The organism is Streptomyces sp. NPDC037203, from assembly GCF_055605065.1.
The window spans coordinates 336551-350803 of the sequence record NZ_JBVJUC010000008.1 but is presented as its reverse complement, the minus strand read 5'-3'; the positions used below and the strand labels follow the sequence as shown (position 1 = coordinate 350803).

Below are 14253 nucleotides of genomic sequence, written 5' to 3'. Positions count from 1 at the left end.
TCGGGGCGACCATGCAGACGTCCACGCCGGCCGGGGGCTTGATGAAGCCGAAGCGGATGTTGAAGCCATGGCCGAAGAACAGCGCGTCGCCGTCCTTCAGGTTCCCGGCGATGGACTCCTCGTAGACCTGCGCCTGGATCGGGTCCGGGACCAGGATCATGATCACGTCGGCCTCGGCCGCGGCCTCGGCCGGGGTGACCACGCGCAGGCCCTGCTCCTCGGCCTTGGCCTTGGACTTCGAGCCCTCGTGCAGGCCGACCCGGACGTCGACACCGGAGTCGCGCAGCGACAGGGCGTGCGCGTGGCCCTGGCTGCCGTAACCGATGACCGCGACCTTGCGGTTCTGGATGATGGACAGGTCGGCGTCGGCGTCGTAGAACAGCTCGGCCACTTTGGGTCTCTCCCTATGTGTGCAGGTGGTGCGTCCCACCGTATGCCGGTGGGCGACGAGGTGGTTCGGGGGTCTCGGCATACGGGCGAGCGGTGCGGGCCGGCCGCCCGCACGCCCGCGTGCCGGGTGTTACGCGGAGCGGTCCAGGGCGCGCAGCGAGCGGTCCGTGATCGAACGGGCGCCGCGGCCGATGGCGATGGTGCCGGACTGGACCAGCTCCTTGATGCCGAACGGCTCCAGCATCTTGAGCATGGCGGAGAGCTTCTCGCCCGACCCGGTGGCCTCGATGGTGACGGCCTCCGGGGAGACGTCCACGGTCTTGGCGCGGAACAGCTGGACGATCTCCACGATCTGGGAGCGGGTCTCGTTGTCCGCGCGGACCTTCACCAGGACGAGTTCGCGCTGGACCGCCTGAGTGGGTTCCAACTCGACGATCTTCAGCACCTCGACGAGCTTGTTGAGCTGCTTGGTCACCTGCTCCAGCGGCAGTTCCTCGACACCGACCACGATGGTGATCCGGGAGATGTCGGGGTGTTCGGTGACGCCCACCGCGAGCGAGTCGATGTTGAAGCCGCGGCGGGAGAACAGGGCGGCGATCCGGGCCAGGATGCCCGGCTTGTTCTCCACCAGGACGGAGAGCGTGTGCTTGGACATGGTTTTTCGCGTCTCTCTCGCTCAGTCGTCTTCGCTGTCGCCGAAGTCGGGGCGGACGTTCCGCGCGGCCATGATCTCGTCGTTCGAGGTGCCGGCGGCGACCATCGGCCACACCATGGCGTCCTGGTGGACGATGAAGTCCACGACCACCGGACGGTCGTTGATGGAATTGGCCTCCTCGATGACCTTGTCCAGGTCCTCGGGGCGCTCGCAGCGCAGCCCCACGCAGCCCATCGCCTCGGCCAGCTTCACGAAGTCCGGCACCCGCGTGCCCCGCGCGTCGGGGTTGACGTCGTCGGGACCGCTGTGCAGGACGGTGTTGGAGTAGCGCTGGTTGTAGAACAGAGTCTGCCACTGGCGGACCATGCCGAGCGCGCCGTTGTTGATGACGGCGACCTTGATCGGGATGTTGTTCAGGGCGCAGGTGGTCAGTTCCTGGTTGGTCATCTGGAAGCAGCCGTCGCCGTCGATCGCCCAGACCGTCCGCTCGGGCCTGCCCGCCTTGGCGCCCATGGCGGCCGGGACCGAGTAGCCCATGGTTCCGGCGCCGCCGGAGTTCAGCCAGGTGGCGGGCTGCTCGTACTGGATGAAGTGCGCGGACCACATCTGGTGCTGGCCGACTCCGGCCGCGAAGATGGTGCCCTCGGGGGCGAGCTGCCCGATGCGCTCGATGACGGCCTGCGGGGACAGCGAGCCGTCCTCGGGGCGGTCGTAGCCGAGCGGGTAGGTCTCGCGCCACCGGTTGAGGTCGTTCCACCAGGCGCTGTAGTCGCCCCGGTTGCCCTCGCTGTGCTCCTTCTGCACGGCCTGCACCAGGTCGGCGATGACCTCGCGGGCGTCGCCCACGATCGGCACGTCGGCCTCGCGGTTCTTGCCGATCTCGGCCGGGTCGATGTCGGCGTGCACGATCTTGGCGTACGGCGCGAAGCTGTCCAGCCTGCCGGTGACACGGTCGTCGAAGCGGGCGCCGAGGGCGACGATCAGGTCGGCCTTCTGGAGGGCGGTGACGGCGGTGACCGCGCCGTGCATGCCCGGCATTCCCACGTGCAGCGGGTGGCTGTCGGGGAACGCGCCGAGCGCCATCAGGGTGGTGGTGACGGGCGCTCCGGTGAGTTCGGCGAGGACCTTCAGCTCGGCGGTGGCCTTGGCCTTCAGCACGCCGCCGCCGACGTAGAGCACGGGCCGCTTGGCGGCGGTGATCAGCTTGGCGGCCTCGCGGATCTGCTTGGCGTGCGGCTTGGTGACCGGGCGGTAGCCGGGCAGGTCCATGACCGGCGGCCAGGAGAAGGTGGTCTTCGCCTGGAGGGCGTCCTTGGCGATGTCGACCAGGACCGGGCCGGGGCGGCCGGTGGAGGCGATGTGGAAGGCCTGCGCGATGATCCGCGGGATGTCCTCGGCCTTGGTCACCAGGAAGTTGTGCTTGGTGATCGGCATGGTGATGCCGACGATGTCCGCCTCCTGGAAGGCGTCCGTGCCAATCGCCTTCGACGCCACCTGGCCGGTGATCGCGACCATCGGCACCGAGTCCATGTGGGCGTCGGCGATCGGGGTGACCAGATTGGTGGCGCCCGGTCCGCTCGTCGCCATGCAGACGCCGACCTTGCCGGTGGCCTGGGCGTATCCCTCGGCCGCGTGCCCGGCGCCCTGCTCGTGCCGGACGAGCACGTGGCGCACGCGGGTGGAGTCCATCAGCGGGTCGTACGCCGGCAGGATCGCGCCGCCGGGAATTCCGAATACCGTGTCCGCCCCGACCTCCTCGAGGGAGCGGATGAGGGACTGCGCGCCCGTGACGTGCTCGACGGGGGCGGAGTGCTGTCCGCCGGATCGGGGCCGGGGCTGCGGATGATGGGCCCCGGTGGCCTGCTCGGTCATCGGCTTCTCTTCTCGATGCTGAGGTTTTTTGCGAGGTTCGGGCGGAGTTCGGGTGTCGCACGGGGGGCACCCGTGCAACAAAAAACCCCTCGTGCCGTGAGGCAAGCGAGGGGAGCGCGCCGGTGAGGGTCGCTGGGGATTCCGGATCGCGTTCCGGTAGGTCCCAGCTCAGCCGACGCGCTGTCCAAGTACGAGAATTCGGGTGCGCATGGCACTGACCCTCCCTCCGGGGCGCACCACGTGTCAAGTGGGTGGGACGGACGTCTCAGAATGTGAACGAAGGGCACTGCCGCCTCCGAGAACTGCGGGTACTCCTCCGGTGTACACCCCCGCGGCGCCCAGTCGCCCCTGGGTTTCCCGTACCCGGCCCGCGAACGCCGGTTCGGCCGAGGGGTGCGCCCCGGTGGCCGGGTGGGGGACGGCGGGCACGTGCGGGCCGGCCGGCAGGTGCGGTCCGGTCTGCACGTGCGGGCCGGCCGTCGGCGCCGGGCACACCCCGGCGCCGAGCGCCCGGCGCAGCCGGTACTCGTCCAGCGGGCCGGAGAACGCCGCGCCCATGCCATGGGTGCAGCCCATCGCGCGCAGGGCCAGGGCCTGCTCGGGCAGGTCCACGCCCTCGGCGACGGACTGGAGCCCGAGATCGCCCGCGATCCGCAGCAGCCCGCTGGTGATCTTGTGCAGCCGCGCGGACTCCAGCACGCCCTCGACCAGGCCGCGGTCCAGCTTGAGGATGTCCACGGGCAGCCGCCGCAGCGCGGTGATCGCCGCGTGGCCGCTGCCGAAGCCGTCCAGCGCGATGCGCACCCCGAGCCGGCTCAGCGCGGTCAGCCGCCGCTCCAGCTCGTCCAGACCGAGACCGGGATCGGTGTCGGACAGCTCGATGACCAGCGCTCCCGGCGGCAGTCCGTACCTGGTCAGCAGCGCTTCCACGGAGCCGGGCGGCAGCGAGCGGTCCAGCAGCCGCCGGGCGCTCATCCGCACCGCCACCGGTGCGACGAGCCCGCTCGCCGCCCGCTCGGCGGCCCCCGCCACGGCCTCCTGGAGGATCCAGCGGTCCAGCTCGGCCGTCTTGTCGCCGTCCTCGGTCACCCGCAGGAACTCGGCCGGGGTGAACAGCACCCCCTGGGAGGAGCGCCAGCGGGCCTGCGCGGAGACCGCCGTGATCCGGCCGTCGTCCAGCGACACCACGGGCTGGTGCAGCAGCGCGAACTCGCCGTCGTGCAGCGCGGCGCGCAGCCTGGTGGCCAGCTCCGCCTTGCGTACGACGTCCTGCTGCATCTGCGGCTTGTACAGCTCGACCCGGCCCTTTCCGGCCGACTTCGCGCGGTACATCGCGAGGTCGGCGTTGCGCAGCAACTCGCCCGCGCCGAGGCCGGGTTCGGCGAAGGCGACGCCGATGGAGGCGTTGACCCGGACATCGTTGCCGTCGATCGCGTAGGGCTGGGAGAGGGTCATCCTGAGGCGGTCGGCGAGCTCCAGGATGTTGCGCTCGCGGGCGGCGCGGTCATGGGTGCCGTCCCCGACGATCAGGGCCGCGAACTCGTCGCCGCCCAGCCGGGAGGCGGTGTCGCCCTGGCGGACCGCGTCCTGGAGCCTGCGGGCGGCCTGGACGAGGAGTTCGTCGCCGGCCTGGTGACCGATGGTGTCGTTGACGGCCTTGAAGCCGTCGAGGTCGATGAAGAGGACCGCGGTGCCGCGCAGGGCGGCGCCCCGGTCGGTGGCCCGGCGGCCGGACAGGGCCTGCTGGACGCGCCGGGTGAACAGCGCGCGGTTGGGCAGGTCGGTCAGCGGGTCGTGCTCCGCGTTGTGCTGCAGCTGCGCCTGGAGGCGGACCCGTTCGGTGACGTCCCGGCTGTTGAAGATCAGGCCGCCGTGGTGGCGGCTGACGGTGGACTCGACGTTCAGCCAGCCTCCCGCGCTCCCGGCCTCGCCCGGCCGGGAGGCGGCCCCGCCGCCGAAGCGGAAGCGGCACTCGATGCGGGTGGTGGGCTCCACGGCCGGGGAGGCCGCGAGGAAGCGGCGCACCTCGTGCACCACGCAGCCCAGGTCCTCGGGGTGGATCAGGGCGGCCAGCTCGGTGCCCACCAGTTCCTCGGCGGGGCGGCCGTAGACCCCTGCGGCGGCCGGGGAGACGTAGCGCAGGATGCCGCTGGGCGCGGCGATCATGATGACGTCGCTGGAGCCCTGCACCAGGGAGCGGAAGTGGTTCTCCTTCTGCGCCAGTTCCTGGGTGAGGGCGATGTTGTCCAGCAGCATGATGCCCTGGCGGATCACGAGGGCGAGCACGACGCAGCCCGCGGTGATCAGCACGACGTGGTCGGGCCTGCGGCCGTTGAGGACGTTGTACAGGATGCCCAGGGTGCACACCGCGGCGGCGAGGTACGGGGTGAGCGCGGCGAGCGAGCCGGTGATCGGGCGGCCGGCCGGGTAACGGACGTGGTCGGCGCCGGGGTAGGGCTCGGGTGCCGGGCGGGGCCCGAGCCCGGCGCTCGGGGAGAAGCCGTCCCCGGTGTCCGGGAACGGGCCGCCGGCGTCGCGGGGGCGGCCGGATTCGGTGTCCGGGTACGAGCCGTGCCCGGAGCCCTCGTACGCGTCGCGCTCGGCGCCCGCGTACGTGTCGTGCCCGGAACCCGTGTACGCGTCCTGACCGGAGCCGGGGTCCCGGCTGTGCTCGGCGGTCGGGGCGGGCGCGGGCGGCGGCTGGTGACCGGCGGCGGGCGCGGACGGCGGCCGGGTGCCGGTGGCGCGCGGGTGCCCGGCGGTCGCGCGGAGGTGCCCGGTGGCCGTGCGGGTGTGCCCGTCCACCACCCTGGCCTGCGGTGCGCTCCCCGGCCGGGGTGTGGCCCAGGGGGCGTAGGCGAGCAGCAGCGACCCGGCGAACCAGCCCGCGTCCAGCAGCTGCCCGGAGTGGTAACTGCTGTGCAGCAGCGGCGAGGTGAACAGCGCGTCGCACATCACGGTCAGGGCGAGCGCGCCGATCGCGGTGTTCACGGCGGTGCGGTTGCCGGGGGCGCGCCGGAAGTGCAGGGCGAGCACCATGCTGACCAGCGCGATGTCCAGCAGCGGGTACGCCAGTGACAGCGCGGTGTGCGCCACGCTCGGCCCGTCGAACCGGGCCGCCTGGGCGAGCGCGAGGCTCCAGGACAGGGTGAGCAGCGAGCCGCCGACCAGCCAGGCGTCCAGCCCCAGGCAGATCCAGCCCGCCCGTGTGACCGGACGGCTGGCGAGCACCAGCAGGCCCACGATCGCGGGCGGCGCGAAGCACAGGAAGAACAGATCGGCGTACGACGGGTTGGGCACGGGCCGGCCGAGCACCACCTCGTACCAGCCCCAGACGCCGTTGCCCAGGGAGGCCATGGCCGAGGAGAGGCTGAACAGCAGCCAGGCGGGGCGGTAGCGCACCCGCGGTCCGCGGCCGTACAGGAAGCAGGAGACGGCGGCGGCGGCCGCCGCGGCGCTGAGCCCGAAGTCACCCATGATCAGCGCGAGTTCGTCGGTGCCCCAGTCGAAGGCGGCGCCGACGGCGTACGCCGCGCAGACGAGGGCGAGGACGAGCTGCTCACAGGCGCGGGTGCGCCGGATGCGGAGCCGTCCGGGCGCGGGCGGGTCCTGGTGGGGGTGCGGCGCGCGCACCTGCGCGTGGACGGTGGTGGTCGGCGTGGGGGCGCTCACCGGGGCCTCCCGGTGGCCGAGGCGCCCGCTTCCCGCTGCACCCGGCGCACCGGGTGTGCGTGCCTGCGGGGGCCGGCCGGCCGGCGCGGGTGGTGGGTGTGGTGAGCGGTGTGGTGGCCGGGTCTGCCCGCGGCCGTGCGCCAGGGCCGCCGTCGCCGGCTCCACCGCGTCGGATCGTTCGTCCATAGGCCGTGCATCGCCCGTCGCCCCCCTCACAAGATCTGAAATGTCATCCCCGGCGCCGATGTAGGCGGCGCTGCCCCAGTCGGGACGATACACCAGGATCGTCACTCAGGGACATAGCTTCTCTACGCTCCGTGACGAGCAGCGGCGATGCGGGCACGGGCCGCGTCCGAGAGGTCGCGGAGGGTGCCGGAACGGCCCTAAATCCCGCCCGTTCCGGGGCTGTCCGGGCCCTCCGGATCCGTTCCCGACGGATCACCGGGGGCCGTTCCCACCGGGTCCTTCGGGTCCTGACCCGTCGTCAGGATCACGTTCCGCAGTGGCTCGTGGCGCACGAACCGGGTCAGCTGATCGACCAGCAGCCGCTTGGCGCGCGGCAGGAAGGCGGAGGTGGGTCCGCCCACGTGTGGGGTGATCAGTGCGCCGGGGGCCTTCCACAGGGGGTGGCCGGGCGGCAGCGGCTCCGGGTCGGTGACGTCCAGGGCGGCGGTGATCCGGCCCCGCTCCAGCTCCGCGAGCAGCGCGTTCGTGTCCACGACGGGCCCGCGCGCGACGTTCACCAGGAGCGCCCCGTCCTTCATCCGGGAGAGGAACTCGGCGTCCACCAGACGGTGGGTGGCGTCGGTGAGGGGGGTGGACAGAATCACCACATCGGCGTCCGGAAGCAGAGAGAGCACATCGGCGATCGGATGCACGAGACCGCGCGCCGTAGTGCGCCGGGAGCGCGCGACGCGCGCCACCCGCGCAAGCTCGAAGGGCGTGAGCCGGTCCTCGATGGCGGCGCCGATCGAGCCGTAGCCGACGATGAGCACGTTCTTGTCGGCGAGCGCGGGCCGGAACACGCCCTGCCAGCGCTCCTGTTGCTGGGCCCGCACGAACTCCGGGATGCCGCGCAGCGCGGCCAGGGTCAGGGTGAGCGCCAGCTCGGCGGTGCTCGCCTCGTGCACCCCGCGCGCGTTGCACAGCCGTACGCCCGGCCTGATGGCCGAAAGCCGCGCGGTGATGTCGTCGACGCCGGCCGTGAGCGTCTGGATGACCTCGACGCCGCTCAGCCGCTCCAGTGGCCGCACCTTGACCGGCCCCCGCCTCATGTACGGCACCACGTACATCACGCACCGCGCGGGGTCGCCCGGAAATTCCTGGTCGCCGTCCTCGCCGCCGTCCCAGAACAGATACCGGAGGCCCTCGGGCAGCCCCTCGATCTCCTCGGGCGGAAGCGGAAGCCATACGTCTGCGCTCATGGTCAGGAGGCTATGTCAGGTACGCGCGGCGCAGAGGTTAGGTTGGGGACCGGCCAAGGGAGGTTCCGGAGCAGGTGGAGCGCAGGACGATCGGCGCGGGGGCGCTCGCGGTGGGGGCCGTCGGACTCGGGTGCATGCCGATGAGCTGGGCGTACAGCACCTCGCGGCAACGGGGCGACGAGTCGGTGAGATGCGTGCACCGGGCGCTGGACCTGGGGGCGAGCCTGCTGGACACCGCGGACATGTACGGCCCGTTCACCAACGAGCTGCTGCTCGGCCGGGTGCTCAGGGAGCGGCGGGCGGACGCGTTCGTCTCCACGAAGGTGGGGCTGCTGGTGGGCGAGCAGCACATCGTGGCCAACGGCCGCCCCGGCTATGTGCGACGGGCCTGCGACGCCTCGCTGCGCCGGCTCCAGACGGATGTGATCGACCTCTACCAGCTGCACCGCCCCGACCCCGAGGTGCCGATCGAGGAGACCTGGGGCGCGATGGCCGAGCTGGTGCGGGCCGGGAAGGTGCGGTCGCTGGGCCTGTGCGCGCTGGGCGCGCGCGGCGGACGCCGCTCGGGCGCGGGCCTGTACGACGGCACGCTGCGCCTGTTGCAGCGGGCGCAGCAGGTGTTCCCGGTGGCCGCGGTCCAGGCGGAGCTGTCGGTGTGGTCGCCGGAGGCGCTGCGGACGCTGCTGCCGTGGTGCGAGGCGCGGGGCGTGGGCTTCCTGGCGGCGATGCCGCTGGGCAACGGCTTCCTGACCGGCACGCTCACGCCCGGCGAGGGCTTCGAACCGGACGACGTGCGCGCCCGCCACCCCCGGTTCACCGCCGAGATGATGGCCGCCAACCAGCCGATCGTGGCCGGTCTGCGCCGCGTCGCCCGGCGGCACGGCCCGGAGATCACCCCGGCGCAGGTGGCGCTGGCCTGGGTGCTGTCGCGGGGGCGCCATGTGGTCGCGGTGCCGGGCACGAAGCGGGAGCGCTGGGCCGCGGAGAACGCGGCGGCGGCCGGGCTGCGGCTGTCGCCCGAAGATCTGGCGGAGATCGCGCGGCTGCCGGGGGCGCAGGGGTCGTGGGACTGAGGGACCCTTGGGAGGGGAAGACCTGCCGCTGGAACGCCGCCCCGAAGGGATCATGATCGTGCGACGTCGAGCTGTGCCGACCGTGCTGGCCGCGGCCGCCCTCCTGCTGGCGGCGGGCTGCTCGTCCGGCTCGCCGGGCGTGGGCTTTCCGGGGCAGCTGCCCCGTACGGCGCCGCCGAGCACCGCGCCCGCCGCCCCGGCCACGGAGTCGGCGGCGCCGGCCAAGGGCTCGGTGCGGGTGCTGCGCACGGTGGCCGGGAACCTGAAGTCACCGTGGGGGCTGGCCGTGCTGCCGGGCGGCGATCTGCTGGTCTCCTCCCGCGACGACGGGACGATCACCCGCATCGCCCCGGACACGGGCCGCACCACCGAACTGGGCACGGTCTCCGGGGTCGCCCCGGCGGGCGAGGGCGGCCTGCTGGGCATCGCGCTGTCCCCGCACTTCACCTCGGACCGCATGATCTACGCCTACTTCACCTCCGCCTCGGACAACCGCATCGTCCGCATGCTGTACGACGACAAGAAGCCGGCCGGTGAGCAACTGGGCGCCCCCGACACGGTGTTCAAGGGCATCCCCAAGGGCCCCATCCACAACGGCGGCCGGATCGCGTTCGGCCCCGACGGCATGCTGTACGCCGGCACCGGCGAAAGCGGCCGGCGCGGACTCGCCCAGGACCGGGGCTCCCTGGGCGGCAAGATCCTCCGGCTGACCCCGGACGGCGAACCGGCCCCCGGCGACCCCTTCCCCGACTCCCCCGTCTACTCCCTGGGCCACCGCAACGTCCAGGGCCTCGCCTGGGACGACCGCCAGCGCTTGTTCGCCTCCGAGTTCGGCCAGGACACCTGGGACGAGCTGAACGCCATCAAGCCCGGCGGCAACTACGGCTGGCCCGACGCCGAGGGCAGGTCCGCGAACCCCCGCTTCCAGAACCCCCTCGCCCAGTGGCACACCGACGACGCCTCCCCCAGCGGCATCGCCTACGTGCACGGCGTCATCTGGATGGCCGCCCTCAAGGGCGAACGCCTGTGGCGCATCCCGCTGCGCGGCACCCGAGCGGCGGCCGCACCCCAGTCCTTCCTCACCGGCACCTACGGCCGTCTGCGCACGGTCGCCCCGGCCGGTGACGGCAGACTCTGGCTGCTCACGAACAACACGGACGGCCGGGGACATCCGAAGAAGGGGGACGACAGGCTGCTGGAGCTCCAGGTGAGCTAGCCTCGCCCCGACTCCTCCCGGGGACTTTCCCCCGCCCCGTCCCGCTCCGGCTCCGTGGTGGCCGGGGCCGGAGCGGACAGGCGGATGACCGCCTTGCCGGAGGTGAGGTCTATGGGCCCGCGGCCGGGGTCGCTGTCGCCGACCTCCTCTCGGGTCAGTTCGAGGCGGTTCTGCTCCTCGCGGGTGTGTTTGCGCCCCGGCGCGAACAGTTCACTGAAGGCGTCGAACACGGCTGCTCCCCCTTGCCGGTTGTCCTGGGGCCATCATCTCCCGCACCGCACGCGAAGGGGGCCTCGGGGAACCGTGACATGTGCACGAGTTCCCCGAGGCCCCCGCGGGCGTCGTGGGCTGCCGCCCCCTCAGCTCGCCGACGGCAGCGCCAGGAGCGCGTCCGAGTACTTCAGGACCGCCAGCAGGAGGCCGATGACGCCGAGTGAGACGCCCGCCCAGGCCACCGACTTGATCCAGGGTGCCTGGGGACGGCCGGGGGTGCCGAAGGCGGGGCGGGCGAGGACGACCACGCCGGTGATCAGCGCGAGCAGGGCGAAGAAGCCGGCCCACAGCGCGGTGGTGTGCCAGGCGTCGCCGTAGACCGCCTTGATCTGCGTGGCGACGCCCGCCGTGGAGGACGTCCGCAGCTGGCCGATGAGCTGCTGGCGGGCGCCCGCGACCGTGCCGACCCAGCCGCCGCTGAGCGAGACCAGGCCCAGCGCGGCGGAGACGACGGCACCGGCGCCCTGGCCGACCCCGGTGGGCGCCTTGGTGTCGGCCGCGTCGGCCACGGGCTCGTCCACCGGCTCGTCCACAGCGCCGTCCGGCGTCTCCCCGGCCGGCGCGTCGCCGGCCGTCTCGTCGGCGCCCCCGGCCACCGCGCCCTGTGCGCCCGCGGGCGTCGTCTCCGCCTCGACCGCGGTGTCCTGCCCCGCGGTGTCGCCCCCCTGTGTCGTCTCGTCGTCGTGCTGCGCCGCCGTCGTACCGGCCGCGGCGTCTTCCGATGTCTTCGTTGCCATGGCAGCAACCGTACGGATGCCGTCTGAGAGGGCGCTTAATGATCGTCAGTGGGCGTGTTGCGCGTCACCGGAACGGGCCGTGCGCCATTCGGGTGCCAGCAGGGACCAGATCTCGGTGCTGGTGCGCTCCCCACGGTGCGGGTAGTTCTCGCGCAGGACACCCTCACGGGTCATGCCGAGCCGCCGGGCCACGTCGATGCTGGGCTGGTTCGCGGTGGAGACGTGCCACTCGACGCGGTGCATGCCGCGCTCCTCGAACGCCCAGTCGAGCAGGATCCGCATGCCGCGCGTGACGAGCCCGCGTCCGGCCGCCGACGGTTCCAGCCAGCAGCCGGCCTCGCACACCCCGCTCGGCGTGTCCCAGGTGCGGAAGAGGAGCCCGCCGACCAGCCTCCCGCCCTGCCAGATGCCGTGCAGCGCGCCCGCGTCGGCGGCGCGCTTGTCGGCGTACGACCGCAGATAGGCACGGGCGCCGTCCAGGTCGGCCACCACCTCCGGCAGTCCGACGTGCCGCCCGATGAACGCGCGTCCTCGGTCGATATGGGCCAGCAGCTCCTCGGCGTGCCAGACCTCCAGGGGGCGCAGTTCGGCGTCGTCGTCACCCAGGGGTATCGCGTACATGGTGTGGTGCTTCCTCCTGCCACTCGTCCGTCCGGTCGCGGCCGAGCCGGTCGGCCGGGACCCGTGCGAGCCTCTCATGCGCGGCCCGGCACTCCGGCGGCTCGATGCTGATGTGCGGCAGCCGGCGCTCCAGCCAGCCGGGCAGCCACCAGTTGGCCGCGCCGAGCAGATGCATCAGGGCGGGCACCAGCAGGGTGCGCAGCACGAAGGCGTCCAGGGCGACCGCGGCGGCCAGCGCGATGCCGAACATGGCGATCACGCGGTCGCCGCTGAGCACGAAGGCCAGGAAGACGGAGATCATGATCACGGCCGCCGAGTTGATCACCCGGCTGGTCTCGGCGAGGCCCACCCGGACGGCGCGCCGGTTGTCGCCGGTCGCCAGCCATTCCTCGTACATCCGGCTGACCAGGAAGACCTGGTAGTCCATGGAGAGTCCGAAGAGGACGGAGACCATGATCACGGGCAGGAAGGGCTCGATGGGGCCCGCGCGGCCGAGGCCGAGCAGTTCGCTGCCCCACCCCCATTGGAAGACGGCCACGACGACGCCGAACGCGGCGGCCACGGCGGCGATGTTCATCACCGCGGCCTTGAGCGGGATGCCGAGCGAGCGGAAGGCGACGAGCAGCAGCAGGCAGCCGAGCCCGATGACGGTGCCGACGAACAGCGGGAGTTTTCCGACGATGACATCGGCGAAGTCGTCGTAGCTGGCGGTCACCCCGCCGACCTGGATGTCGAGGGAGGTGCCCCGTTCCGCGCGAGGCAGCACGCTCTCGCGCAGCCGGTCCACGAGGGCACTGGTCGCCCTTGACTGGGGCGCGGAGTCGGGCACGACGGTGAGGTAGGCGGTCTCGCCGCCGGTGGCGTAGGCGGCCGGGGTGGCGGAGGCGACGCCGGGGGTGGCGCGCAGGGTGGTGTCGAGGCGGTCCAGGGCGAGCCGGTCGGCGGCGCCGTCCACGCGGGTGACGAGGGTCAGCGGCCCGTTGACGCCGGGGCCGAAGCCGTCGGCGAGCAGGTCGTACGCCTTGCGGGTGGTGGAGGTGCGGGGGTCGTTGCCCTGGTCGGAGGTGCCGAGGTGGAGCGAGAGGGTGGGCAGGGCGAGCAGCGCGATCACGGCGACGGCGAGCGCGCCGAGCAGTTTGGGGCGCCGCTCCACCAGCGCGGACCAGCGGGCGGCGAGGCCGGTGGGCACCTCGGGGCGCGGCCCGTGCTCGGCGAGCCTGCGGCGTTCGCGGCGGCCCAGGGCGCGCGGTCCGATGTACGACAGCAGGGCGGGCAGCAGGGTGACCGAGGCGGCGACGGTGAGGATCACGGTGAGGCTCGCGGCCACGGCGACGCCGTTGAGGAAGCTCAGCCGCAGGATCAGCATGCCCAGCAGGGCGATGCACACGGTCGCGCCCGCGAAGACGACGGCGCGTCCGGTGGTCGTCACGGCGCTGACGGCGGCCTCGGTGGCGTCCAGGCCGCGTTTGAGTCCGCGCCGGTGCCTGGTGACGATGAACAGCGCGTAGTCGATGCCGACGCCGAGGCCGATGAGCATGCCGAGCATGGGCGCGAAGTCGGCGACCGTCATGGCGTGGCCGAGCAGCCCGATGCCGGCGTGCGCGGTGCCCACCCCGATCAGGGCGGTGGCGATCGGCAGCAGGGAGGCGGCGAGCGAGCCGAAGGCGAGGAAGAGGACGACGGCGGCGACGAGGACGCCGACCACCTCCGCGGTGCGGTCGTCCGGCGTCTCGGTGAGCCCGATGGCGCTGCCGCCCAGTTCCACCTGGAGGCCGTCGCCCTCGGCGGCCTTGGCGGCGCCCACGACGGCCCGGGCCTCGTTCGCGCCGATGTCCTCGGCCTGCTGCGCGAAGGTGACGGTGGCGTAGGCGGTCCGGCCGTCGGCGCTGATCTGCCGGGCGCCCTGAGCGCCGTACGGGCCGTCCACGGAGGCGACGCCGGGCAGGCCGGCGATCCGGTCGAGGGCGCCGGTCATGCTCTGTTCGACGTCGGCGGCGCGGACGGTGCCCTTGGTGGTGTGCCAGACGACGGTGTCGCTGTCGCCGCCGAGGCCGGGGAAGCCCGCCTGGAGCAGCTGAGCGGCGCGGCCGGACTCGGTGCCGGGGACCGCGTAGTCGTTCGAGTACGACGTGCCGGCGACGGAGGCGGCCGCGGTGGCCCCGCCGAAGGCGCACAGCCACAGCAGGACGGCGATCAGTCGGTGCCGGACGCACCAGCGCGCGAGGGCTGCCACGGACGTGCTCCCAGGGATGGTTTGTGGATCTTTGACCGGGAAAGATCGTCCATGGACGGAACAGCCCGCAAAGAACGCATGAGCAAT

11 protein-coding genes are annotated in these 14253 nt (G+C 72.8%); 2 read left to right on the top strand and 9 right to left on the bottom strand.

Annotated features, from left to right (window positions below; translation table 11 throughout):
• From ACZ7EC_RS23280 to ACZ7EC_RS23260, 5 genes are all read right to left on the bottom strand, one after another.
• Positions 1-391, bottom strand: a 391-nt coding sequence (locus tag ACZ7EC_RS23280; protein WP_471065278.1) for an NAD(P)-binding domain-containing protein, incomplete at its 3' end; no start/stop codon positions are given.
• Positions 392-520: 129 nt separating this feature from the next.
• Positions 521-1045 (bottom strand): acetolactate synthase small subunit, encoded by a 525-nt coding sequence (gene ilvN / locus ACZ7EC_RS23275; RefSeq protein ID WP_397983877.1) that lies wholly within the window; start codon positions 1043-1045, stop codon positions 521-523.
• A gap of 21 nt (positions 1046-1066) precedes the next feature.
• On the bottom strand, positions 1067-2917 hold the full coding sequence (locus tag ACZ7EC_RS23270; protein WP_471065276.1) for an acetolactate synthase large subunit: 1851 nt from the start codon (positions 2915-2917) through the stop codon (positions 1067-1069).
• Positions 2918-3160: 243 nt separating this feature from the next.
• Positions 3161-6589 (bottom strand): putative bifunctional diguanylate cyclase/phosphodiesterase, encoded by a 3429-nt coding sequence (locus ACZ7EC_RS23265; RefSeq protein WP_471065274.1) that lies wholly within the window; start codon positions 6587-6589, stop codon positions 3161-3163.
• Positions 6590-6972: 383 nt separating this feature from the next.
• Positions 6973-8013, bottom strand: coding sequence for a 2-hydroxyacid dehydrogenase (locus ACZ7EC_RS23260; protein WP_471065272.1), 1041 nt, complete (start codon positions 8011-8013; stop codon positions 6973-6975).
• A 74-nt stretch (positions 8014-8087) separates the two neighbouring features.
• Here ACZ7EC_RS23260 and ACZ7EC_RS23255 point away from each other — a divergent pair, with 74 nt between their 5' ends.
• Entirely contained in the window at positions 8088-9086 is a 999-nt protein-coding gene (locus ACZ7EC_RS23255) for an aldo/keto reductase (protein WP_471065270.1), read from the top strand.
• Between the two features lie 52 nt (positions 9087-9138).
• On the top strand, positions 9139-10302 hold the full coding sequence (locus tag ACZ7EC_RS23250) for a PQQ-dependent sugar dehydrogenase (protein WP_471065268.1): 1164 nt from the start codon (positions 9139-9141) through the stop codon (positions 10300-10302).
• On the opposite strand, the gene ACZ7EC_RS23245 is transcribed toward ACZ7EC_RS23250, so the two are convergent.
• The 4 genes from ACZ7EC_RS23245 to ACZ7EC_RS23230 all read right to left on the bottom strand — a co-directional run bounded on the left by ACZ7EC_RS23245 (position 10299) and on the right by ACZ7EC_RS23230 (position 14166).
• A complete protein-coding gene (locus tag ACZ7EC_RS23245) occupies positions 10299-10532 on the bottom strand; it encodes a DUF6191 domain-containing protein (protein WP_471065267.1) in 234 nt (77 codons plus the stop codon). The genes ACZ7EC_RS23250 and ACZ7EC_RS23245 overlap by 4 nt on opposite strands.
• Before the next feature lie 129 nt (positions 10533-10661).
• Positions 10662-11312 carry a hypothetical protein gene (locus ACZ7EC_RS23240; protein WP_471065265.1) on the bottom strand — a complete coding sequence of 217 codons (651 nt, stop codon included), beginning with the start codon at positions 11310-11312 and terminating at the stop codon, positions 10662-10664.
• 45 nt (positions 11313-11357) lie between these two features.
• Positions 11358-11933, bottom strand: coding sequence for a GNAT family N-acetyltransferase (locus tag ACZ7EC_RS23235; protein WP_471065263.1), 576 nt, complete (start codon positions 11931-11933; stop codon positions 11358-11360).
• Positions 11911-14166 carry an MMPL family transporter gene (locus ACZ7EC_RS23230; RefSeq protein WP_471065261.1) on the bottom strand — a complete coding sequence of 752 codons (2256 nt, stop codon included), beginning with the start codon at positions 14164-14166 and terminating at the stop codon, positions 11911-11913. Before ACZ7EC_RS23230 ends, ACZ7EC_RS23235 begins: the two co-directional genes overlap by 23 nt.
• Between the last annotated feature and the right edge of the window lie 87 nt (positions 14167-14253).

Coding starts and splice junctions, on each gene's coding strand:
- ilvN (WP_397983877.1), bottom strand. CDS start 1,045: ATGTCCAAGCACACGCTCTCCGTCCTGGTGGAGAACAAGCCGGGCATC.
- ACZ7EC_RS23270 (WP_471065276.1), bottom strand. CDS start 2,917: ATGACCGAGCAGGCCACCGGGGCCCATCATCCGCAGCCCCGGCCCCGA.
- ACZ7EC_RS23260 (WP_471065272.1), bottom strand. CDS start 8,013: ATGAGCGCAGACGTATGGCTTCCGCTTCCGCCCGAGGAGATCGAGGGG.
- ACZ7EC_RS23250 (WP_471065268.1), top strand. CDS start 9,139: ATGATCGTGCGACGTCGAGCTGTGCCGACCGTGCTGGCCGCGGCCGCC.
- ACZ7EC_RS23240 (WP_471065265.1), bottom strand. CDS start 11,312: ATGGCAACGAAGACATCGGAAGACGCCGCGGCCGGTACGACGGCGGCG.
- ACZ7EC_RS23235 (WP_471065263.1), bottom strand. CDS start 11,933: ATGTACGCGATACCCCTGGGTGACGACGACGCCGAACTGCGCCCCCTG.